The 21,945-nt window shown below is 73.2% G+C and carries 21 protein-coding genes; 5 read left to right on the forward strand and 16 right to left on the reverse strand.

Features of this window, described 5'->3' with window-relative positions; translation table 11 throughout:
- Positions 1-304: 304 nt before the first annotated feature.
- The 4 genes from RKE29_RS10435 to miaA form a co-directional block, all read right to left on the reverse strand.
- On the reverse strand, positions 305-2,491 hold the full coding sequence (locus RKE29_RS10435) for an HD domain-containing protein (protein ID WP_312004861.1): 2,187 nt from the start codon (positions 2,489-2,491) through the stop codon (positions 305-307).
- Positions 2,492-2,760: 269 nt separating this feature from the next.
- Positions 2,761-3,672 carry a diaminopimelate epimerase gene (gene dapF / locus RKE29_RS10440; protein ID WP_312004862.1) on the reverse strand — a complete coding sequence of 304 codons (912 nt, stop codon included), beginning with the start codon at positions 3,670-3,672 and terminating at the stop codon, positions 2,761-2,763.
- Positions 3,673-3,721: 49 nt separating this feature from the next.
- Positions 3,722-4,177 carry a hypothetical protein gene (locus tag RKE29_RS10445; protein WP_312004887.1) on the reverse strand — a complete coding sequence of 152 codons (456 nt, stop codon included), beginning with the start codon at positions 4,175-4,177 and terminating at the stop codon, positions 3,722-3,724.
- 109 nt (positions 4,178-4,286) lie between these two features.
- Positions 4,287-5,225, reverse strand: a complete 939-nt coding sequence (gene miaA / locus RKE29_RS10450; RefSeq protein ID WP_312004863.1) for a tRNA (adenosine(37)-N6)-dimethylallyltransferase MiaA — start codon at positions 5,223-5,225, stop codon at positions 4,287-4,289.
- Positions 5,226-5,753: 528 nt separating this feature from the next.
- Here miaA and RKE29_RS10455 point away from each other — a divergent pair.
- Positions 5,754-5,921, forward strand: a complete 168-nt coding sequence (locus RKE29_RS10455) for a hypothetical protein (RefSeq protein WP_312004864.1) — start codon at positions 5,754-5,756, stop codon at positions 5,919-5,921.
- 88 nt (positions 5,922-6,009) lie between these two features.
- Positions 6,010-6,267, forward strand: coding sequence for an antitoxin (locus RKE29_RS10460; protein WP_312004865.1), 258 nt, complete (start codon positions 6,010-6,012; stop codon positions 6,265-6,267).
- 223 nt (positions 6,268-6,490) lie between these two features.
- Here RKE29_RS10460 and RKE29_RS10465 read toward each other — a convergent pair whose 3' ends face one another.
- The 7 genes from RKE29_RS10465 to RKE29_RS10495 all read right to left on the reverse strand — a co-directional run bounded on the left by RKE29_RS10465 (position 6,491) and on the right by RKE29_RS10495 (position 14,828).
- Positions 6,491-7,231, reverse strand: coding sequence for a class III extradiol dioxygenase subunit B-like domain-containing protein (locus RKE29_RS10465; RefSeq protein WP_312004866.1), 741 nt, complete (start codon positions 7,229-7,231; stop codon positions 6,491-6,493).
- A 62-nt stretch (positions 7,232-7,293) separates the two neighbouring features.
- Positions 7,294-8,835 carry a tRNA (N6-isopentenyl adenosine(37)-C2)-methylthiotransferase MiaB gene (miaB, locus tag RKE29_RS10470; RefSeq protein WP_312004867.1) on the reverse strand — a complete coding sequence of 514 codons (1,542 nt, stop codon included), beginning with the start codon at positions 8,833-8,835 and terminating at the stop codon, positions 7,294-7,296.
- Positions 8,836-8,971: 136 nt separating this feature from the next.
- The gene (locus RKE29_RS10475) at positions 8,972-10,690 is read right to left on the reverse strand and encodes an NAD(P)/FAD-dependent oxidoreductase (RefSeq protein ID WP_312004868.1); all 1,719 of its coding nucleotides are present in this window, start codon (positions 10,688-10,690) and stop codon (positions 8,972-8,974) included.
- Positions 10,691-10,715: 25 nt separating this feature from the next.
- Positions 10,716-12,191, reverse strand: a complete 1,476-nt coding sequence (locus RKE29_RS10480; protein WP_312004869.1) for an FAD-dependent monooxygenase — start codon at positions 12,189-12,191, stop codon at positions 10,716-10,718.
- Between the two features lie 238 nt (positions 12,192-12,429).
- Complete coding sequence (locus tag RKE29_RS10485) at positions 12,430-12,966, reverse strand: flavin reductase family protein (RefSeq protein ID WP_312004870.1); 537 nt, start codon at positions 12,964-12,966, stop codon at positions 12,430-12,432.
- Between the two features lie 66 nt (positions 12,967-13,032).
- The gene (locus RKE29_RS10490) at positions 13,033-14,367 is read right to left on the reverse strand and encodes a cation:proton antiporter (protein ID WP_312004871.1); all 1,335 of its coding nucleotides are present in this window, start codon (positions 14,365-14,367) and stop codon (positions 13,033-13,035) included.
- On the reverse strand, positions 14,364-14,828 hold the full coding sequence (locus tag RKE29_RS10495; RefSeq protein ID WP_312004872.1) for a nuclear transport factor 2 family protein: 465 nt from the start codon (positions 14,826-14,828) through the stop codon (positions 14,364-14,366). The genes RKE29_RS10490 and RKE29_RS10495 overlap by 4 nt, the downstream gene beginning before the upstream one ends.
- A 211-nt stretch (positions 14,829-15,039) precedes the next feature.
- Between RKE29_RS10495 and RKE29_RS10500 the strand changes: the two genes are divergently transcribed.
- Positions 15,040-15,735 (forward strand): antibiotic biosynthesis monooxygenase family protein, encoded by a 696-nt coding sequence (locus RKE29_RS10500; RefSeq protein WP_312004873.1) that lies wholly within the window; start codon positions 15,040-15,042, stop codon positions 15,733-15,735.
- A gap of 93 nt (positions 15,736-15,828) precedes the next feature.
- The gene (locus tag RKE29_RS10505; protein WP_312004874.1) at positions 15,829-16,524 is read left to right on the forward strand and encodes a response regulator transcription factor; all 696 of its coding nucleotides are present in this window, start codon (positions 15,829-15,831) and stop codon (positions 16,522-16,524) included.
- 13 nt (positions 16,525-16,537) lie between these two features.
- On the opposite strand, the gene RKE29_RS10510 is transcribed toward RKE29_RS10505, so the two are convergent.
- From RKE29_RS10510 to RKE29_RS10525, 4 genes are all read right to left on the reverse strand, one after another.
- Positions 16,538-17,236 (reverse strand): ScbR family autoregulator-binding transcription factor, encoded by a 699-nt coding sequence (locus RKE29_RS10510; protein ID WP_312004875.1) that lies wholly within the window; start codon positions 17,234-17,236, stop codon positions 16,538-16,540.
- Positions 17,237-17,488: 252 nt separating this feature from the next.
- Entirely contained in the window at positions 17,489-18,082 is a 594-nt protein-coding gene (locus tag RKE29_RS10515) for a TIGR03086 family metal-binding protein (RefSeq protein WP_312004876.1), read from the reverse strand.
- Between the two features lie 43 nt (positions 18,083-18,125).
- Entirely contained in the window at positions 18,126-18,536 is a 411-nt protein-coding gene (locus RKE29_RS10520; RefSeq protein ID WP_312004877.1) for a TIGR03618 family F420-dependent PPOX class oxidoreductase, read from the reverse strand.
- 7 nt (positions 18,537-18,543) lie between these two features.
- On the reverse strand, positions 18,544-20,040 hold the full coding sequence (locus RKE29_RS10525) for an MFS transporter (RefSeq protein ID WP_312004878.1): 1,497 nt from the start codon (positions 20,038-20,040) through the stop codon (positions 18,544-18,546).
- A 616-nt stretch (positions 20,041-20,656) separates the two neighbouring features.
- Here RKE29_RS10525 and RKE29_RS10530 point away from each other — a divergent pair.
- A complete protein-coding gene (locus tag RKE29_RS10530; RefSeq protein WP_312004879.1) occupies positions 20,657-21,355 on the forward strand; it encodes a class I SAM-dependent methyltransferase in 699 nt (232 codons plus the stop codon).
- Between the two features lie 153 nt (positions 21,356-21,508).
- Here RKE29_RS10530 and RKE29_RS10535 read toward each other — a convergent pair whose 3' ends face one another.
- Positions 21,509-21,907: a helix-turn-helix domain-containing protein gene (locus RKE29_RS10535; protein WP_312004880.1), complete on the reverse strand. Its 399-nt coding sequence runs from the start codon at positions 21,905-21,907 to the stop codon at positions 21,509-21,511.
- Positions 21,908-21,945 lie beyond the last annotated feature (38 nt).

Raw genomic sequence — 21,945 nt, forward strand, 5'->3', positions numbered from 1 at the left:
GGCGCCGGGCGGAGCGGGCGGCGGGCCGGCGTCTCCTGGGAAAGTGCGGCATGGTCTACCGCTATCAACGCCCCGCGCGGCGTGGTGGCCGACGCGGCAGAGGACCACTCGAAAGGAGCGTCGGCGCCGGCTCGCGCGGGGTTCGGGGGCGCCCCCGCGCGCGGCGCACGCGGGCGCGCGCACCCTGTGCCCCGGTAGCGCGGTCGCACCACGCACCACGCCACGCGCCGCGCACCACACACCGCGCGCCGGGTCCGACGGCCGGGCGCCGGGCCCTCGGGTGCCGGGCTCCTGGCTGCCGGTGTCAGAGCGGGGCCGCGGCCGGCTGCCTGCTCACGCGGGTCACGTCGTAGACGCCGGGCACCTCGCGCATGGCGCGCAGCAGCGCCCGCAGCCGCCCGGCGTCGGGCAGCTGGAGGGTGTAGGTGTGCCGGACGCGCTGCTCGCGGGGCGGCTCGACCTCGGCGGCGACCACGGCCGCGCCCGCGGTGGCGATGGCCTCGGTGAGGTCGGCGAGCAGGTGCGGCCTGCTGAACGCCTCGGCCAGCAGCGTGACCCGGCACTCGGCCGGCGCGCCGCCCGCGCCGTCCCGCCAGCGCACCACGACCTGCCGCCGCCCGGCCGCGGCCATCCGCGCCACCGCGGGGCACTGCTCGCGGTGCACCGTGACGGCCTCGCCGCGGCGCACCGCGAAGCCGGTGACCGGCTCGGGCGGTACCGGCCGGCAGCATCCGGCGAGCCGCGTGTCGGCGTCGGGCAGGTCGGCGGCGACCACCGGCGGGGCCGCCGCGGGCGCCTGCGCCGCCTGCGCGGCGTCCCGGGACCGCTTGCGCGCGCCGGGCGGCCGGAAGCCCGGCTCGCGCTCCGGGGCCGGGGCGGCCGGCGCCGCCGGGTGGGCGGCGAGCCAGCGGGTGATGGCGATGCGCGCCGCGGGCGTACGGGCGTGGTCGAGCCACTGCGGCGACGGGCCGTAGGAGGCGGTGTCCCGGGTGTCGCCGGCCATCAGCAGCTCGACGGTGTCGCCGTCGCGCAGCACGGTGCCCAGCGTGGCCAGGCGGCCGTTGACGCGGGCGCCGATACAGCTGTGGGCGGCCTCCCCGTAGCGCGCGTACGCGGCGTCCACGCAGGTCGCGCCCGCGGGCAGGCCGAGCGTGCCGCCGTCGGAGCGGAACACGGTGATCTCGCGGTCCTCGGCCAGCTCCGCGCGCAGCGACGACCAGAAGGTGTCGGCGTCCGGGGCGGCGCTCTGCCAGGCCAGCAGCCGGGAGAGCCAGCCGGGCCGGGTCGGGTCGGCGCGCTCGTCGGGGCCGACCGCCGCCCCTCCGGCCGCCGGGCCCCCCTCGGGTGGTGCGTACGGATTGCCGAGCGCGATCACGCCCGCCTCGGCGACCCGGTGCATCTGGTGGGTGCGGATGAGGACCTCGACGACCTGGCCGCCGCCGACCGTCACGGCCGTGTGCAGCGACTGGTACAGGTTGAACTTGGGGACGGCGATGAAGTCCTTGAACTCCGAGACCACCGGCGTGAAACAGGTGTGCAGCTCGCCGAGGACCCCGTAGCAGTCGGCGTCCTCCGCCACGAGGACCAGCAGGCGGCCCAGGTCGGTGCCGGTGAGGGTGCCGCGCTTGAGCCCGACCCGGTAGACCGACACCACGTGCCGCGGGCGGACGGCGACCTCGGCTGCGATGCCCGCCTCCTGGAGCACGGCCCGCACGTCCCGGGCGGCGTCGGCCAGCGGGTCGGGGCGGTCGGCGAGCTCCGCGAGGAGGGCGTGGCTGCGCTCGTACTCCTCGCGGTGCAGGACGGCGAAGACCAGGTCCTCCAGCTCGGTCTTGAGCGCCTGGACGCCCAGCCGCTCGGCGAGCGGGATGAGCACGTCGCGGGTGACCTTGGCGATGCGGGCCTGCTTCTCGGGCCGCATGACGCCGAGGGTGCGCATGTTGTGCAGCCGGTCGGCGAGCTTGATGGTCATCACCCGGACGTCGTTGCCGGTGGCGACGAGCATCTTGCGGAACGTCTCGGGCTCGGCCGCCGCGCCGTAGTCGACCTTCTCCAGCTTGGTGACGCCGTCGACCAGGTAGCGGACCTCCTCGCCGAACTGCTCGCCCACCTGCTCCAGCGTCACGTCGGTGTCCTCGACGGTGTCGTGGAGCAGCGAGGCGGTCAGGGTCGTGGTCTCCGCGCCCAGCTCGGCCAGGATGAGCGTGACGGCGAGGGGGTGGGTGATGTACGGCTCGCCGCTCTTGCGGGTCTGCCCGCGGTGCGAGGACTCGGCGAGCTCGTACGCCTTGCGCAGCACGTCCAGGTCGGCGCCCGGATGGTGGGCGCGGTGCAGCTTGGCCACGTGCTCGATGGCATCGGGCAGCCGGTCGCGGGGCGCGGGTCCCAGCAGCGCGGCGCGGCCGAACCTGCGCAGCCCGCCGCGCAGGTCCAGGCGCTGCAGACCGCGTCTGCGGCCGTATACGGCGTGGTCCGTGGCCTCTGCGCTCATGGGCACCTCCGGCGGCGTCGGGCGTCAACCGGCGTGGGCTCGCCCCGTGGGCCGGTGCTTGATGCTACCGAGCCCATCACGCACGGCCGACCGGCTCTCGCCCAGAGTGAAACGGATCACCCATTCGAGCGAGGCGCCGCGAGCGGCCGTCAGCCGGGCCTCCAGCGGGCCGGGGCCCGGGCCTGCCGCGAGAGGGCCCCGCGGTGCCCGCGCGGCGGGGTGCCGGGGGCCGGGCGGCACCCCGTACGGCGCCGCGGCGCGGGCCTTCGTCAGTGCGGCGCCGCCGCCAGCCAGGCGGGGTCGAGGACGCCCTCGGCGACGATCACGGCCGGGCCGGTCATCTCCACGGTCCCGTCCGGCCGCTCGCTGATGACCAGCCGGCCGCCGGGAACGTCCACGGTGTACGTCACGGGCCGGCCGGTGGCGCCCGGGTCGGCGCCGTCGCGGCGGGCCGCGGCCACCATGACGGCGCAGGCGCCCGTACCGCAGGAGCGGGTCTCGCCGGAGCCGCGCTCGTGCACGCGCATGGCCACGTGGCGCGGCCCGCGCGCGACGGCGAACTCGACGTTGACGCCCTCCGGGTACGCCGCGCCGGGCCGTACCGCCGGGGGCCGCAGCAGGTCGCCGGCGTGGGCGAGGTCGTCGACGAATGCGACGGCGTGCGGGTTGCCCATGTCCACGTGCACGGCGGGCCAGGTGCGGTCGCCGACCGAGACGGTGACGCCGCCGGTCCCGGGCAGCCGGGCCGCGCCCATCGCGACCGTGACGTCGCCGCCCGCGTCCGGCCGGCCGTCCCGGGCGGGGCCGTCCTTGGCGATGTGCACGCGCCGCACCCCGGCCCGGGTGGCCACCGCGAGGTCGCCGGCCTCGGCGAGCCCGGCCCGGTGCAGGTAGCGGGCGAACACGCGGACGCCGTTGCCGCACATCTCGGCCACGCTGCCGTCGCTGTTGCGGTAGTCCATGAACCAGGGGGCCTCGGCGGCCAGGTGCCGCGCCTCCGGGTGCGCCGCGGACCGTACGACGCGGATCAGGCCGTCGCCGCCGACCCCGGCGCGGCGGTCGCAGATCCGGGCGACGGCCGGCGCGGACAGCGTCAGGGCGCCGTCCGGGTCGGGGACGATGACGAAGTCGTTCTCGGTGCCGTGCCCCTTGAGGAAGGGCAGCGCAGGCGCGGTGCTCACCCCACGATCCTACGGCCCGGGCCCGCGGACCGGCGGCCGGCGGGAGCGGTCAGCGCAGGCGGGCCACGCGCAGGATGGCCAGCGCCGCCACGAGGGCCACCAGCGCCGCGTACAGCAGCACGAAACGCCAGTCCGGCGACCGGCCGGAGCCCCGGGCCGGCAGACCGGGCCACACGAAGCCGGCGCGGCGGGCCGCCATCAGCCCCCAGCCCGCGGCGCAGCAGCCGAGCAGCAGGCCGAGCATGGCGACGACCGCGCCGCCGTCGCCGAACTCGAAGGCGAGCGGGAAGGCGAACATCAGCGAGCCGAGGATGGCCACGCCGACGATGGGCACGAGCTGCCACACGCGCAGCCGGCGCGGCGGGCGCAGGTCGCGGAAGGACTCCTCGCCGGGCGGTTCGCCGGGCGGCTCGGCGACCGGACCGTCGTGGCTCAGCCGGTCCCGGTCGTCGTGCGGCGACTGCCGCGATGTGTGCTGCGATGTGTCGCGAGGGCCGGCCTCCATCGCCACGCGCCCTCCCCACTGATGGAACACCTTGGCACGATCGAAGCTCGATGATGGCACGGCGAAGTGGCCGGAACGCCACGTGGAACGACCCGATGCCATCACGTGATCAGGCTGTGACCGCCTGTTCGACCAACTCCAGCGCGTGGGCCGTGAGCGCCGCCCCGCGGTCGGCCCCGCCGCTGAGCCAGTGCACGCGCGGGTCGCGCCGGAACCACGAGTCCTGGCGGCGGGCGAACCGCTTGGTGGCCCGTACGGTCTCGGCGCGGGCCTCCTCGTCGGTGCACTCCCCCGCCAGCGCCGCGAGGACCTGCTGGTAGCCCAGGGCGCGCGAGGCGGTACGGCCCGAGCGCAGGCCCGAGCGCTCCAGGCCGCGCACCTCGTCGACCAGGCCGGCCTCCCACATGCGGTCCACGCGCCGGGCGATCCGCTCGTCCAGCTCCGGCCGCGCGACGTCGACGCCGATCTGGAGCGTGTCGTAGACGGCCTGGGGGCCCGGCAGGTTGGCGGTGAACGGCCGGCCGGTGATCTCTATGACCTCCAGGGCCCGCACGACGCGGCGGCCGTTGCTGGGCAGGATCACGCGGGCCGCGTCCGGGTCGGCGGCCGCGAGGCGGGCGTGCAGCGCCCCGGAGCCGTGCTCGGCCAGCTCGGCCTCCAGCCGGGCGCGGACGGCCGGGTCGGTGCCGGGGAACTCCAGGGCGTCGAGGGCGCCGCGTACGTACAGGCCGGAGCCGCCGACGAGGACGGGCGTGCGGCCCTGCGCGAGCAGGCGGTCGATCTCGGCGCGGGCCAGCCGCTGGTACTCGGCCACGCTCGCCGTCTCGGTGACGTCCCAGATGTCCAGCAGGTGGTGCGGTACTCCCCGCCGCTCCACGGCCGTGAGCTTGGCGGTGCCGATGTCCATGCCCTGGTAGAGCTGCATGGAGTCGGCGTTGACGACCTCGCCGCCGAGGTGGCGGGCGAGAGCGACGCCGAGGTCGGACTTGCCGGCCGCGGTCGGGCCGACGACGGCGATGACGCGCGGCGGAGCAGCTGCGGTGTTCACCCGACCAGTCTCCCAAACCCCGTACGGCCCACTGGCACTCGAACGAGTGACGTGACGTGACCCGGCCGCCGGTCGTTGCCTGTTGCGAGGTTCCACGGGGGCACAGGTGGCCGGCCGGCCGCCGCGGACATCAGGCGGATCTCGCCAGCGCACGGCATTTTGCCCACATGAGTAGAATATGGAGCTGATATGGGCGTTTTTTCTATGTTTCGACGTATTTTCCGAGAGGCGGAGCCCACGGTCGAGCCGCCGGTCGCGGTGACGGGCGCCGTCGCGCTCCCGCCGGACGCGGCCGGCCCGGACGGTGCGCGGCAGGAGGGCGGCGCGGCGGGCGGCACCGGCGCCGCGGACGCGGCAGGCGGGGCGGACGCGGCAGGCGGGGCGGACCGGGCCGGCGCGGCTGACGCCGCCGACGCCGCCGGCGGGGATGAGGCGCCCGGCGCTCCTGACCAGGATGGCCGCCCCGACCAGGATGGCCGGGCCGAAGCGGCCGGCCGGGCCGAAGCGGCTCAGGAGACGGCCCAGGAGATGAGGAGCCCGGCCACCGCCCCGGGCACCCCGGCGGAGTCCGGCGCCGACAGCGCCGACGGCACGGGGATTCCGCAGCAGCAGGCCCGCGCCGAGCGCGTGGAGCGTACCGATGTCGAGACCGCCGGGACCGGCGCCGGGGACGGCGGGCGCCGTCCGGTCGGGTAGGTCTCGCACACCCCGCAACTCGTGGATCATGGAGACTGGAGGATCACCGGGATCCGGGACCAGATCTCCGACCAGGAAAGGTGGCCCCATGGGCGCGATGGACAAACTCAAGGCCAAGGCCGGAGTCCTGATGGGCCGGGCCGGTGAGCTCGCGCAGCGGCACGGCGAGAAGATCGAGCGGGGCCTGGACAAGGCGGCCCAGACCGTCGACGCGAAGACGAAGGGCAAGTACAGCGAGCGGATCGAGACGGGCAAGGGCAAGGCGAAGCAGGCCCTGGACCGGCTCTCCCAGCAGGCCACGCAGCAGCCCCGGCAGCCCGGGGAGAACGGCGGCGAGGCGAAGTAGGGCTTCGGCGCCGCCGCGGTACGGCCGGTCCCGGGACCGTTCCCGCGCGGGCCCGGCCGACGGGCTCGTACGGCCTCGGGGCGGTCGCGCGAGGGCCCGGCGCGGTCGGCCGCCGGACCGCCACCGCCGCGCCCCAGGGTGGGCCGCGAGCGCCCCGGCCGTACGGCGCGGCGGTCCGGGGACCGCGGGTGACGCTCCGCGGACGGCGGCGGTACGGGCCCGGTCAGGCAGGCGCGGTCCACAGCGCCACGATGTACCCCACGCCGTACGGCGCCTCGTCGTACAGCAGCTCTCCGGTGAGGCGCGCACCCTCCCCCGCGCCCGCGAGCACGTGCCAGGGCGCGCGGCCCGCCGCCTTCACCTCACGGGCCAGCTCCTCGTCGAGCGCGGCGAGCGCCGCGGTGTCCGCCGCGCCCAGGGCCCGCGCCGCGGCCGCGTCGAACGCGGCGGCGCGCTCGTCCAGGTATCCGGGCGCCGCCAGCGAGCGGCAGGCACTGCCGTCGCCCATCACGAGCAGCGCGACGCGTTCGTCGCCCGCCGTGAGGTCCCGCCCGGCCGTCAGGCACGGCCCGGCGGCCACCGGCTCGCCCACGCCGAGGCCCGACACGGGCGCCGCCGCCCACGCGGCGCGCTCCAGCAGCCAGGCGCCGACCGCCAGCGAGGGCGGCAGCGGCCGGTCGGGGACGGCGCTCCCGGCGGGGCCGTCGGCGGCGGGAGCGCCCAGCGTGACGCGCACGTCCACCCCGAAGCCGCGCAGCGACCCCGTCGCCCCCTGCGGGAACGGTCCGCGCCCGCTCTCTTCGGCCGGGCCGACGACGACCAGCCGGTCCGGCCGCGCCGCGGCGAGCGCGCCGACGGCCCGCGCGCACCGCGCGCGCAGCGCGTCCAGCTCGTGGGCCGCCCCGCCCGCCACCTCGGGCACCAGCAGCGGAGGGCACGGGCAGACGGCGGCGGCGATCAGCATGATCGGCAGCTTAACCGGCGCCCCGGCCCGCCGACCGTCGGACCGGGGCGCGGGCGGCGGCGTCAGTGGGCGCCGCAGCCGCCCGTCGCGGCGGGCAGCGGCTCGGGCACGCCGACGCTCGGCAGGCCGAGCAGCACGCCGCCGGGCGGGGCCGCGGCGGGCGCGGTGCGCCGCTCCCAGGCGTCGCCGGCGGGCGTGCGCCGCACGGCGAGCACGGGACCCTCGGCGAGCAGGTGGTGCGGCGCCGCGTAGCTGACCTCGACCGTGACCACGTCGCCGGGGCGCACCTGCTCGGGCGGCCGCGTGAAGTGGACCAGGCGGTTGTCGGGGGCGCGGCCGGACAGGCGCCGCGTGGCCCCGTCCTTGCGCCCCTCGCCCTCGGCGACCAGCACGTCCAGGGTGCGGCCGACCTGCGTGCGGTTCTCCGCCCAGGAGATCTCCTCCTGGAGGGCCACCAGCCGCTCGTACCGCTCCTGCACGACCGCCTTCGGCACCTGCCCGTCCATCTCGGCGGCGGGCGTCCCGGGCCGCTTGGAGTACTGGAAGGTGAACGCCTGCGCGAACCGGGCCTCGCGCACCACGTGCAGCGTCTGCTCGAAGTCCGCGTCGGTCTCGCCGGGGAAGCCGACGATGATGTCGGTGGAGACGGCGGCGTCGGGGATGGCGGCGCGCACCTTCTCGATGATCCCGAGGTAGCGGTCCTGCCGGTAGGAGCGGCGCATGGCGCGCAGCACCGCGTCCGAGCCGGACTGCAACGGCATGTGCAGCTGCGGCATCACGTTGTCCGTCTCGGCCATGGCGGCGATGACGTCGTCGGTGAAGTCGCGCGGGTGCGGCGAGGTGAAGCGGACCCGCTCCAGGCCCGCCACCCGCCCGCAGGCGCGCAGCAGCTTGCCGAACGCCTCGCGGTCGCCGATGTCCGAGCCGTACGCGTTCACGTTCTGGCCGAGCAGGGTGATCTCGATGACGCCCTCGGCGACCAGCGCCTCCACCTCGGCGAGGATGTCGCCGGGCCTGCGGTCCTTCTCCCTGCCGCGCAGCGCGGGGACGATGCAGAAGGTGCACGTGTTGTTGCAGCCCACGGACACCGACACCCAGGCCGCGTAGGCGGACTCGCGGCGGGTGGGCAGCGTGGAGGGGAACGCCTCCAGGGACTCGGCGATCTCGACCTGCGCCTCCTGCCGCACGCGGGCGCGCTCCAGCAGCACCGGCAGCCTGCCGATGTTGTGGGTGCCGAAGACGACGTCGACCCAGGGCGCGCGGCGCACGATGGTGTCGCGGTCCTTCTGGGCCAGGCAGCCGCCGACGGCGATCCGCATGCCGGGCCGGCGCGCCTTGACGGGCGCCAGCCGGCCGAGGTTGCCGTACAGCCGGTTGTCGGCGTTCTCCCGCACCGCGCAGGTGTTGAAGACGACGACGTCCGGGTAGCTGTCGTCGTCCTCCCCCGCGCGCTCGGGCGCCTGAACGTATCCGGCCTCTTCCAGCAGGCCGCGTAGCCGCTCCGAGTCGTGGACGTTCATCTGGCACCCGTAGGTGCGGATCTCGTAGCTTGGAGTAACGCCCACTTCGCCCACTGCTCCGGCCCGGTCACTGCTGCTGGTCATTCCTCAAGGGTAAGGGCGCGCTCCCACTCCGCGAGCGGGGCCCGTTCCGCCGCGCAGCGGCGCCGGACCCGCCCGCCGCGTACGGGGAGGTACGCGGCCGGGGTCCGGCGCCGGGTCGTGGGCGGCCCGCCCGGGGTTACGTCACCTTCTTGCCGCGCAGACCGGCCTTGACGATGCCGGTGACCATGGCCCGCCCCAGCTCCCTCATCTCCGCAGGGGCCTGGGTGTTGCACCACCACATGAACTTGATCATGGTGGGTGTGCTGGCCCGGTAGAAGCGGTGCTCCTCGCCGTCCTTCCAGCCGAAGGGGGTGTTGACCGACTCGCAGTTGTTGATCGCCTCGAAGACGATGTCGGCGGCCTTGTCCCCGTCGATCGCCCCGGCCTCGTACTTCTCGCAGGTCTCGGCGGTGACGTCGAGCAGATGCTTGAAGGCGTGGCTGTCGGGCCACCACAGGCCCGGGTAGGCCGACTTCTCCATGTCCCGGAAGACCCGGTCGTCCTTGCCCTTCAGCAGGTAGTCCTGCCGCGCCTGGAGCAGCCGCATGGTCGCCGGGGTGGTGAAGCAGGCCCACACCCGGAACACCGCGTTCCACAGGCGGAAGTGCGAGAAGGAGATGTAGGAGCTGTTCACGATCTTGTCGTTGTAGTCGAGCAGGCCCTGCTCCAGCCGCTCGACGTACTCGTACCGCTCCACCGAGAAGTCGTCGTCCCGCAGGGACTCCAGCACCCGCCAGGCGAGCGCGTCCACGACCTCGAAGGTGTTGGACAGGCCCCGGGAGTACAGCGGGTCGACGAAGCCGGCGGCGTGCGACATCAGACACCAGCGGTGGCCGACGGTCTGCTTGGAGGAGTACTGGATACGGTCGGCCGACACCCACTCGCGCACCCGGGACGCGCCCTCGAACTGGCGCTTGACGGCCGGGTACAGGTCGAGGAACCGGTCGAACTCCTCCTGGGGCGTCAGGTCCTTCGGCCTGGGGTACAGCCGCTCGTCCATGGTCAGGCCGACGCTGCACACCGGGTTGCGGGAGTCCGCGTGGTTGTCGAACGGAATGATCCAGAACCAGCCGCGCTCGATCAGGTGGTGCAGGGTGCCGCCGTGGAAGGGCGATTCGGCCGGCGGGTTCAGCCCCTCGGGGTAGTTGTTCACCTCGTCGTACGGCTTGATGCCCACGTAGTGGGTGAACATCGAGCGGGCGTGGTGCTTGAGCCGGCTGGGCTGCTCGCGCAGGGCCAGCTTCTGGGCCAGGGGGGAGCGGTAGCCGGAGGCGTCGATCAGGTACCTGGCCCGGAACACCTCGCCGTCGTGGCCGGTGACCGTCACCCCGTCGTCGTCGAAGTCCAGGTCGGTGGCGCGCCAGTCCTGCCGGACGGTGCAGCCGTACGCGGCGGCGACGTTGAGGTAGAAGGCGTCGGTGTCCTGGCGGAACATGTGGGTGGCTTCGGTGAGCATCTTGGGGATGACGAACATCGTCGCCTCGCGCGGGTCCGGCTCGCGGTTCGGCCGGTGCTTGACGAAGCCGAAGCTCTGCTTCCTGCCGTGGTGCGGGCCGATGTGCTCGGTCACCGCCCTGATGTCCAGCAGGTACTTCAGCTCCGGCACGTCGTAGCGGACGGCGAGGATGTGCAGCCACTCCACGAGCTGGGGGTTCTGCGACTCGCCGACCGCGAAGCGCGGGTGGTGGCCGGCGTCGATGAGCACCACGTTCGCGCCGTGCCGGGCCAGGATCGCCCCGGTGATCGAGCCGGCCAGGCCCGAGCCGAGGATCGCCACGTCGCACTCGGTCCATGCGCCCGCCCGGCCGGCCGCTCTGCTCTCCTGGGCCTTGGTCTCCTGGGCCTTGCTGGTCATGTGCGTACTCCTTCCTGATATCGCATCAGTCGGTGGACACGGGCGCGCCGAACCAGCGGCCCAGCGCCCCGGTGAGCCCGTCGGGCGTACCGTCGGTGGACACCCAGGCGACGTAGCCGTCCGGCCGGACCAGCAGGCTCGCGGCGGGTGCCGTGGGGTCGAGCCGGGAGGCGGTGACGATGTCCATCCGGTCGGACCAGCCGGCGGCGCTCGCGCGCAGCCCGGCGCTGTCGTGCAGGTCGAGCAGGACCGGGCGGCCGGCGCGCAGCAGCTCGAAGGTGGTGGTCTTGGCGTCGGCGACGGCCAGCTCCTGCTCGGGCAGCCGGCGGCCGAGCAGCGGGTGGCCGCCCTCCTCGCCGCCGTAGACGATGTCCAGGCCGGTGACGGCGCCCACCAGCCGGCGCTGCACCTGGTCGAGCCGGATCAGGTCGCCGAAGACGTCGCGCAGCGGCTGCGCCTCCGGGCCGCCCAGGTACAGCGAGCGCTGGACCAGGGTGTTGGCCACGATGCCGGCGCCGACCGGGTGCCGTTCGGCGTGGTAGGTGTCCAGCAGGTCCGCGGGCGCGTGTCCGCGCAGCGCGGCGGCGAGTTTCCAGCCGAGGTTGACGACGTCGCCGACGCCGGCGCTGATGCCCTGGGCTCCGATGGGCAGGTGGATGTGGGCGGCGTCGCCGGCCAGGAAGACCCGGTCCCTGCGGTAGGTCTCCGCCTGCCGGCTGGCGTCGGTGAAGTAGCTGGTCCAGATCGGCCGCCCGGCGTGGATGTCCTCGCCGGTCACCCGCTGGAAGGCGTCGGCCACCTCCGGGAAGGTGGGCGGCTCCTGGGTCGGGCGTACGCCGGCGCCGCGTTCGAAGACCACCGCCCGGATCGCCTCCGGCCCCAGCGGCAGCACGACCACCATGCCCGCCTCACCGACCTGGCCGGTGGGGCGGATGGGCACCCGCACCCCCGTGAAGTCGGCCATCTTCATCTCCATCGTGGCGTCGGTGCCGGGGAAGGCGATCCCCGTCAGCCGGCGCACCGCGCTGCGCGCACCGTCGCACCCCACCAGGTAGCGCGCCCGCAGCCGGACGACGCCGCCGGGCGTGTCCGCGTCGACGGTGACGCCGCTCCCGTCCTGCTCCAGGCCCACGACCTCGTGCGACCGGCGCAGGTCCGCGCCGAGGCCGAGCGCCCAGCCGGCGAGTATCCGCTCGGTGCGGGACTGGGGGACGCCGCGGACTCCGAAATTCCCGCCCTCGATGATCCGGTAGTCCAGCGGCATGCCGCCGAAATGGCCTACCGGTATCGTGTCGAGTTCGCCGAATTCCGCCAGCAGGCCGCGCTGGCCGAACTCCTCGAGAGTACGCGCGGAAAAGCCGAGCGCACGGGACTGCTGCATGGGCTCGGCAAGCCTGTCGAGGACGATGACCGGTATTCCCGCAAGCCGGAGTTCACCCGCCAGCATAAGCCCGGAAGGGCCCGCCCCCGCGACTATCACATCGGTGTCGAACGCGTCCATCGTCCCTCTTCCTGTCGGGGTTTTCTCCAGTATTCCGATGGAACACGCAGATCTGAACGGCATCCGCTACAGAACTCTGACAAGTTCGTCAGGATTTCCTCCGCCGCCGCGGAGACGGGCCGCCGGACTCTTTCTGTCCGGTTCTTTCTGTCCGGCTTCTTCCGGCCGGTTCCTTCCGGTCGGTTCCTTCCGGTCGGTTCCTTCCGGTCGGCGCCGGGGCGGCTTCGGCGGGCCGGGGCTACGCGGTGCCGGGCAGGGCGTGCATCGCCCCCCGGTAGAAGACCAGCGGGGACTCGGCCGGTCCGGGCAGGCCCAGTTCGATCACTTCGCCGAGCACGATGAGGTGGTCGCCGCCGTCGTACTCGGCGTACCGGCGGCAGACCAGGTGGCCGAGCGCGTCGGTGAGCACCGGCACCCCCTCCGGTGTGCGGCGGTGCGGGACCTCCTCCACCCGCGCGGAGTCGCGGCCGGAGAAGGCCCAGGCCAGCTCCTGCTGGCGGTGGGTCAGGAAATTGACGGCGAAGCATCCGGACTGGCGCAGCACCGGCCCGAGCCGCGACTGCCGGTGCAGGCAGAACAGGACGAGAGGGGGATCGAGCGAGACGGAGGTGAAGGAGTTCACCGTCGTGCCCTCGGCGCGGCCGGGTAAGCCGGTCGCCGCGGTGATGACGGTGACGCCGGTGGCGAACGCGCTGCACGCCTCGCGCAGGGCCTTGCCCTCGACGGCCGGCCGCGGATGCGGCACGGAGGGGGCGGAGGAGAACGGTGCGGACATCACGGAAGACCTTTCGTTACCGGAAAGTACCGGAGCGCGGATTCTGACCGCGCGGCCTGACGGGGGTCACGAGCGGACCGCCGTGGGCTCCTTGGGCGTCGTGGCGCGCAGCGCGTCGCGGCCGGACAGCAGCGGCGCCGCCATCGCCGTGGTGACCAGCGCCATGACCACCATCATGGTGAACATCCGGGTGTCCAGGACGCCGAGCGTCATCGCCGCGTTGAGGATGACCAGCTCGGTGAGCCCGCGGGTGTTCATCAGCAGGCCGAGGTCCTTCGCCTCCCGCCAGCCCAGCCCGGCCAGGCGGGCCGGCGCGATCGCGCCCAGCAGCTTGCCGGCGCAGGCCACGGCGATGATGAGCAGCATGGCCGACACGTCCCCGGCGGTGAGGGCGGCGAAGTCCACGTTGAGGCCGGTCACCACGAAGAAGACCGGCAGCAGGACCAGGCTCATGTCGTCCAGCGGCTTGCGGACGTTCACGGAGAGCAGCACGGCCGGCTCCCGCGGGGTGACGAACCCGAAGAGGAAGGCGCCGAAGATCGCGTGCACGCCGATCCACGAGGTCAGCCAGGCCGAGGCGAGCGTGCCGGACACGAGCACCATGAGCAGCGGCCCCCAGCGCTCGGCCGCTGCCCAGCGCCACACCAGCGCGCTCAGCACCGGCCGTACCACCAGCAGCATCCCCGCGGTGAACAGCAGCCCGAACCCGGCGGTCCGGACGAGGACGGCGTAGTCGCCGTCGGCGGTCACCATCGCGGAGACGTACGCCAGCAGGCACCACGCCAGCACGTCGTCCACGGCCGCGCTGGCCAGGGCCAGCGAGCCGACTCTGGTGTCGAGCAGTCTGTTGTCGTTGAGGATGCGGGCCAGGACCGGGAAGGCCGTCACCGACATCGCGGTGCCGAGGAAGACCGCGAAGGTGGCGAAGGAGATGTGGTGCCCGGCGACCGTCGAGTGGTGCGGGTAGAGGACCGGGGCCAGCGCCACGCCGAGGCCGAAGGCCACCGCGATCGACGACAGGGACACGCTCGCCGCCAGCCCCGCGTGCGGGCGCACGAGCCGCTTCTCGAACTCCCAGCCCACCACGAACATGAACAGCACCAGGGCGACCTGGGAGATCCCGTTCAGCAGGGGCCGGATGTCGGAGGGGAACAGGCGCTGCGACAGGTCGCCGGGGAACTGCCCCAGCACGCTGGGCCCGAGGGCGATTCCCGCGGTGATCTCACCGATCACCGCGGGCTGGCGCAGCGCGCGGAAGAGGCGGCCGAGCACCAGGCCGGCGAGGATGACGACGGCGATGTCGGCCAGCATGATGCCGGTGACCATGTCGGCGGAACGGGCGGCGAGGTGCACCTCTCCCGTGGCGGGCCCGGACAGCAGCGGGGCGGCGGAGGCGGTCACCGCTGCCCCCCGGACGGCGGCGGAGGCGTGCCGGTCATCCACACCGTACGGAACCGCAGGGCGGCCAGGCGCCAGCCGTCCGGTGTGCGGCGGGCCTCACCGTCGACGAACGTGCCGACGGCGAAGACCGGCTCCCCGGCGGCGGGGGCATGGTGGACATGGGTGGAGACCAGGTTGGCCCGCAGCAGCAGCCGGTCCGGTGCGCCGCCGCCGTCGTCGTCGGGGCGGTCCACCACCGCCGGACTGCCCAGGTGCTGGGTGCCGGAGAAGGCGGACAGCGCCGCCCGGTGCCAGTCGGCCATGCCGGCCAGTCCGCGGTGCCGGCTCATGGGGAATTCGACAAGGGCGTCGTCGGTGAACAGCGACTTCGCCCACCCGTCGTCGAGTCGCTGGTCGTCGAGACTGATCAGATAGCGGTCGAGTAGTCGGGACGCGTCCGCGGCCGCCGATTGGTATTCCATTGTTCGAGGATGGCCACCCGGGCTCCGGCCGACCAAGGCCGCTTTTCACAGACCTGACGAAGCCGCCCAAGACTTGACGGTGCCAGGAGAGAGCTGACCAATCTGCGAGAAGTCCTGAACCGGGCGTACTTTCGCTTCCGGCACCGCCGCCGCCATCCTGGTCGCTGTACGAACCGATCCGTCGTTCCCGGAATGGAAGGCACCAGAAAAAATGCCGAAGATCACAGCCGACGGCGCGCACCTGACTGTTCTCAACCTGTTCTCGACCGATGCGGCAGAAAAGCAGGAGAGTCTGCTGGGCGCCATGCGGGAGATCGTCGACTCGGCCGCGTACCCCGGCTGGATCTCCAGCACCGTGCACAGCGGCACGGACAGGTTCGGGACCGCCAACTTCATCCAGTGGCGCAGCACCGAGGACCTGGAGAAGCGCTACGCCGGCGAGGAGTTCAAGCACCGTACCCTGCCGCTGTTCTCCGAGATGACCACGGCCATCCGGCTGCTGCAGAACGAGGTGGTCTACACCCTGCAGGCGCCGGAGCTCGGCGGCGTCACCGAGATCTCGCCGACCCGCGACGACTACACCGTCATCGAGGTGCTCAAGGTCGCCGACGGCGACCAGGACGCCCTGGTCGAGGCGCTCGGCCCGGCCCAGGAGTGGCTGCTGAAGGTTCCCGGGTTCCGCACCCACACCGTCCTGCGCGGCCTGCGGGCACGCGGGCTTGAGGGCGCGTTCGTCGTCTGCTACGACCAGTGGGCCGACAAGGCGTCCTACGACGCCTTCCGGACGACTCCGCAGGCCGAGCAGCCCGCCGACCGGCTGCTGTCCCAGTCGCGCGTCGACGCGCTGGTCATCGAGCGGGACTCCAACACCTACCGCGTGGTGCACACCCGCACGGCCGCCGGGTAGGGCCTCCCCGGCGGCGAGTGGTACCAGGGCCCGGCCACGGGGCCGTTCTCGACGGACCGGTACGAAAGCGAGCGGACCGATACGGAGCGAAGAGTGAAGACGCGCGTTCTTGTGGTCGACCCGGACAAGGAGGCCGCCGCCGCGCTGGCCGAGCGGCTGGAGCGCAACGGCTACGAGGTCAGCCGGGCGGCCACCGGCCAGGCCGCCCTGGCCGCCTGGGTTCACGCCGACCTGGTGCTGCTCGACCTCAGGCTGCCCGACGTGGACGCGCTGGAGGTGTGCGCGCGGATCCGCGGCCGGGGCACCACCCCGGTGATCACACTGGCGGCCGGGGACACCGAGCTGGACCGGGTCCTCAGCCTGCGGTCGGGGGCCGACGACTGCCTGATCAAACCGTACGGATACCGGGAGCTGGTGGCGCGGATGCGCGCGGTCATGCGCCGGCTGGCCGTACCGAGCGGCACGTCCGCGCTCTCCCACGGCGCCCTGCGGATCGACCCGCGGGGCCGGCAGGTGCGGGTGGGCGACAGCGTGATCAACGTCACCCGCAAGGAGTTCGACATCCTGTACCTGCTGGCCTCGCTGCCGCAGACCGTGCTCTCCCGCCGGGATCTGATGGCCAAGGTCTGGGCGGACGAGTGGTCCGTCTCCAGCCGCACGGTGGACACGCACATCAGCTCGCTGCGCGGCAAACTCGGCGCGGGCGACTGGATCGTGACCGTACGGGGGGTCGGCTACCGGCTGGGGCCGGGCAGCACCGCCGCCCGGTCCGAGGACGGCGGGGACTGACCTCCGCGGGGCCTCAGGGCGCCGGCTCCGCGGCCGGTGCCTGGGCGCACGCGTAGCGGGAGACGGCGACGGCGTCGGCGACCACGGTGGTCCGCCCGGCCGGCTCCAGGCGGGCGGCCACCTCGGGTGTGGCCAGGCCCGGCAGGAACACCTGCCAGAACGCGGTGAGCGCGTTCTGCGCCCGCTGCTCCGCGCTGCCGGTGATCTGCAACCCGATCCCGGTGGTCGCCGTGAGCACGGCGCACGTGACGGGCACGAGGTCGACGTCGCGGGAGAGTTCGTTGTTGCGGGCGGCCCAGGCCAGCAGGCGTTCGACACAGGTGTGCCATTCCTGGTCGAGCGCCTGCGTCCGGGCGCGGGGGGTGTCGGTGTCGGTGCCGAGCCGGAAGCCCGCGCGGGCCACCACGTCCCAGCGCAGCAGGCGGACGAACGCCTGCGACATGTCGGTGAGCGCCTGGAGCGCGTCCTTGTTGGCGCGGCAGGCGATCCGCCCCGCCGACCACAGGATGTCCGCGCCGGCCGTCTCGACGGCGGCGGCGACCGCGGCCTTGTTCGCGAAGTGGAAGTGGAGCGCTCCCGGGCTGACGCCGGCTCCGGCGCTGATGTCGTTGAGCTTGGCGCGGGCGTAGCCGTGCCGGTCGAAGAGGCGGGCCGCGGAGTGGAGCAGGGCACGGCGGGTGTGGAGGGCACGCTCCTGTCGTTCTGGCAGCAAGTGACTTCTCCTTGTCCCGGCCCGCGGGGGCGGCGGCATCCGGTTCCCGCGCCCGGGGGCGCGGCACGGGAACTCCGGACGGAGCCCGCAGGGTTGAGAGCTGATCGGCTTTCCATGCCGTCGCGCCGGTCGCGCCGCGCCACCGGGAGACCGGTGCCGCACCGCGCTGACGGACGGGTGAAACGCGTGCTCAGCCGGCGCGGAACGCCGGCTGAGACACCGCGGGGAACAGGCCGCCCGGTACGTACCGGCTCAGGGCTGCCGGCCGTACCAGGCCACGAGCTGGTCGATCGTGGGAGCGTCGGGCGCCACCTCGACGACGGGTCCGAACGGCACCGGGCCGCCGCGTGGGGTGGCCGGCGCCGCGAACCGCATGGCCGCGACCGGGGCCGCGAGGACCGCCTCGTCCCAGGCCGGTTCCTGCCCGGTCGCCTTGGCGAGGTCCCAGGTGTGGATGCTGATCTCGGTCGTGTACACCACGATCGCCGCCGCTCCCGGCAGCGTGACGAAGCCGAGTTCGATGCTCCGGCCCAGGATCGCCGGGTCCGACCAGACCGCCTCGGCGTCGCGGACCGCGTTCTCCCACGCCTTCGGCCAGTCGCCGTCCGGTACGTCGTCGGCGAAGTCGCCGACGCCGAACGGGTGGCCGCCGCTCCCGGCGACGGCGACCCGCCGCAGCACGGAGATCAGGTGCCTGGCCAGCAGCCGGGCGGTGAAGTCGGGGCAGGGGCTGGCGGCGTCGTACTGGTCGGGGCGCACGGCGGCGATGGTCTCCCCGGCCAGGGCGACGGCCTTGAGGAATCCCTGGCGCGGGTCGGCGTCGGCAGGGGTTGCGGTTTCACTCATGAGTTCCCGTCCTTGCGAGTGTGTTCCCAGGGGACCGGCGGGTTCACAGGATCCCCATGACGTGGTGCACGGCTATCTCGATGACGACCAGTCCCGGGAGGTTCGGTGGCGGCGCGGCGTACCGGAGGATGTACCGGCGCACTCCTTCGGCCACGCGCTCCGGGTCTTCGGAGACGGTCGCGAGGCCCTCGAACGTGATCCAGCGGAACTGCACCGCCTGGCAGATCGCGATGGGCCGGTCGGGGTTGGCCCGTATGTTCCGGATCTTCGCGCGGGAGCCGGTCGTCATGACCCGGATCAGCCCCGCCTCGTCGTCCCAGCTGAACCGCACCGGCGCCAGATGGGCGGAGCCGTCGCGCCTCAGGGTGGTGAGCACGCCGGTATGGGGTCCCGCGAGCAGGCGTTCGGCGCCGGCCGGAAGGCCCGGGGCCTGCCGGGTCTTCTGCTGGTCCAACCGCTGGCTATCCGGCATTGACGCCTGCCGTCTTGTCCGAGAGCTCACCGCTGGCGGGTCCCTGCTGGGCCCGCAGCGTGGGCAGCAGCAGCGAAAGGACGAGCGCGGCCAGCATCAGGCAGTACCCCACCTGGAACGCGTGGTGGAAGACTCCCGTCAGCGTGTCCTGCAACCGCGACGGGTCACCCCCGGCCGCCGTCATCTTCTCGGGAAGGTTGTGCAGAGCGATGGTCGCGGCCACCGCCAGGCCGAGGGCGCCGCCGAGTTCCTGGCTCGTGTTGATCAGGCCCGCGGCCAGGCCGGCCTGCCGGTCCGGGACTCCGGCCTGGGCGGCGATCTGGAGGGGTACGAACGAGAAGCCCATGCCCAGCCCGAAGATCAGGTACGCCGGCAGGATGTCGGCGGGATAGCTGGCGTCCGAGCCGGCCCTCGACAGGAGGAACAGGCCGAGGGTGCACAGGACCAGGCCCGACAGGAGAACGGGCTTCGCCGCCGTCTTGGTGACGAGCTGCGAGGCCAGGCCCGCACCGACGCCCGCCATGACCGCCTGCGGCACGTAGGCCAGGCCGGTCTCGATCGGGCTGTAGCCGAGCACCTGCTGCATGTACAGGCTGGCGAAGTAGAAGAGGCTCACCACGCCGCCCAGGAAGAACACGGTCGTCACGTTCGCCGTCCTGAGCGTGGGCACCCGGAAGATGGTGAAGGGCACGAGCGGGTCCCGCTTGCGCTGCTCGATCACGAGGAAGGCGAGAATCAGGACACCGGCGGCGACGAGCGTGGGGAGGACCCTCGCCGAACCCCATCCGTAGGTGATCGCCTCGTCCAGCGAGTAGATGAGCAGCATGAGACCACCGGTGATGACGACGGCACCGGGAATGTCGAAGGGCCTGCGCTCGCCCCGGCTCTCGGGCAGGATCCTGGGCGCCAGCAGCACCGCGGCCGCGGCGATCGGCACGTTGATGAAGAAGATCCACCGCCAGCCCGGGCCCTCGGTGAGCAGACCGCCGAAGACGACTCCGGCGACGGAGGCGATACCGGCCAGTCCTCCCCACACGCCGAGCGCCTTGTTCCGTGCCTCGCCTTCGGCGAAGGTGACGGTGAGCGTGCTGAGCGCGGCGGGGGCGATCATCGCCGATCCCAGGCCCTGCACGCCGCGGCAGATGAACAGCAGGATGGCGTCCTGGGAAGCGCCTCCGACCAGCGAGGACAGGCCGAAGAGCGCCAGACCTATCTGGAGGAGCCGGCGCCGGCCGAATTTGTCGGCCAGCCGGGAGCCGAGCAGGAGGCAGCCGCCGAGAATCGTTCCGTATGCCGTCACGACATACGTGAGGTCCGCCGGCGAGATGTCGAGACCCCGCTGCAGCGACGGCAGCGCGACGTTCACGATCGACACGTCGAGGAACACCATGAACTGCGCGATGCAGAGAAATGCCAGGACCAGTCCGGGACTTTTGGGAGCAAGGGGGGGAGCGGGCACCGAGGCGTCCGCGGACGAAGGGCTCATCGAGCGTCTCCTCCTGTGCTGTTGCTGAGCGACGCCGCGACGCTAGCACTCGGCTACATATGGTTACCAAGGAGAAAGTGCCTGGCTGAGCCGGTTCTCGGGCGCGGCCGGGGGTCCCGCCCGGGCCCGTTCCGCGGCAGCGGGTGCGGGGCGGGTCGCCCCTCCTCGACCGGCGCCGCGGGCGCGCGCGGGTCCCCGGAGCCCCGGCCGGGACCGCGCGGGGCGGGCGCGGAGACCCGCTCGCGGCCAGGGACCGCGCGGCGCAGCCGGACCGGTCTATTCCGAAAAACTCGGCGGGAAGCGGGCGGCGGCAGAGAATTGACAAACTTACGGGAGTCCTGACACTGGAGACCTATGCCGGCCCCGGGCACGCCGGTGATGATGTGGGTACGCGTTTTCCCTTCGCCTCCGTATGGACCGCGTGAACGGGTCCAGAACCGACAGGGCAAGAGGCCGCCGCGGCATTCGAGACGAGCGGTGCGGTCCAGCATGACTCGACGCCCGTGACACCGTTGTGGCCCCTCTCGGCGCACTTTCCACCGGCGCGCGGCACGAAGCCGCGCGGCGGTTTCCAGAACACGCGAGTCCGGATCTCTCAACAGCAAAGGAGACACGAATGAGCGAGCAGCATGGCGTGGACGTGGACCTCGGCTCCGTCGACTTCAACATCGTGTACGACGGCGGCGAGCTCGTGCCCGGGCTGATCACCAAGGGTGTTCCCTGGGACGTCGAGGAGCCCCAGCCCGGGGCTGTCGAGTTCGAGCGCCGTGGCCGCTTCCGGGGGACGGTTCTCGACGCGGGGTGCGGCCTCGGCGACAACGCCGCCTATCTCGCCGGACGCGGCCACAAGGTCGCGGCGTTCGACGCCTCGTCGAGCGCGATCAGGCAGGCCAAGGAGCGGCACAAGGGGCTCGACATTGAGTTCTTCGTCGCGAACGCGACCGAACTGGCCGGGTACGAGAACCGTTTCGACTCGGTGCTCGACAGCGCGCTCTACCACGTCCTGGACGCCGACGACCGGCGGCTCTACCTCGAAGCCCTCCACCGGGTCACCAAGGAGGGCGCCTGGCTGAACATGCTGGTCTTCGCGGACGTCCCGGGAGGGATGCCGGCCCCCATGTCCGTACCGGACGACACGCTGCGCGCGTCCATCCGCGACGGCGGATGGGAGATCACGAGCATGGAGATGGGCACCTTCTCGGGGGTGGAATCCATCATGGACGTGTTCCTCAAGCAGTTCAACGTCGTTCCGAACACCGACGACAAGGGCCAGATCCACGTCCCGACCTGGCTGATCGAGACCACGCGGGTCTAGCTCGCGGCGGCCGCCGCCCGGTAGAGCCTGCCCCCTGTTCCCCCGCCGCCGTCCGGGGAGCAGGGGGCGAGGCGTGTGTCCGCACGCCCGCGGGGCGGGTCGCCGACCGCGCGGCTCCCCGTCGAACGCGCAGGGCGCCGGCGCGGGCGCGTCTCAGCGGCGCACGCGGACGAGTGTGCGGTCCTCGTAGTCGAGCCGGGCCTGCTGGACCTTCTCCAGGTTGTCCTCGGACCAGTTCGCGAGCACCTCGAACACCCCCGCCAAGCTGCGCCCCAGCTCACTGATCTCGTACTCGACCCGGGCCGGCACCCCGGGGTGCGAGGTGCGCACGACCAGCCCGTCGCGCTCCAGCTTCCGCAGCGTGTCGGTCAGCACCTTGGGTGTGATCGTCACGATCCGGCGCTCAAGCTCCCCGAAACGCTGCCTGCCGCACGCGTGGAGCGTCCACAGAATCGGCGTGGTCCACCTGCTGAACACGATCTCGACCACCGGGCCGATCGGGCATGCCTCCTCGGGATGCGGGACGGGGGCCACCTCGACTTCGCTGTCCATCCGACTGCATCCCTCCCGGGTAGCGAGCATCCCGATCG

This window comes from Streptomyces sp. B1866, assembly GCF_031932565.1.
GTDB lineage: Bacteria > Actinomycetota > Actinomycetes > Streptomycetales > Streptomycetaceae > Streptomyces.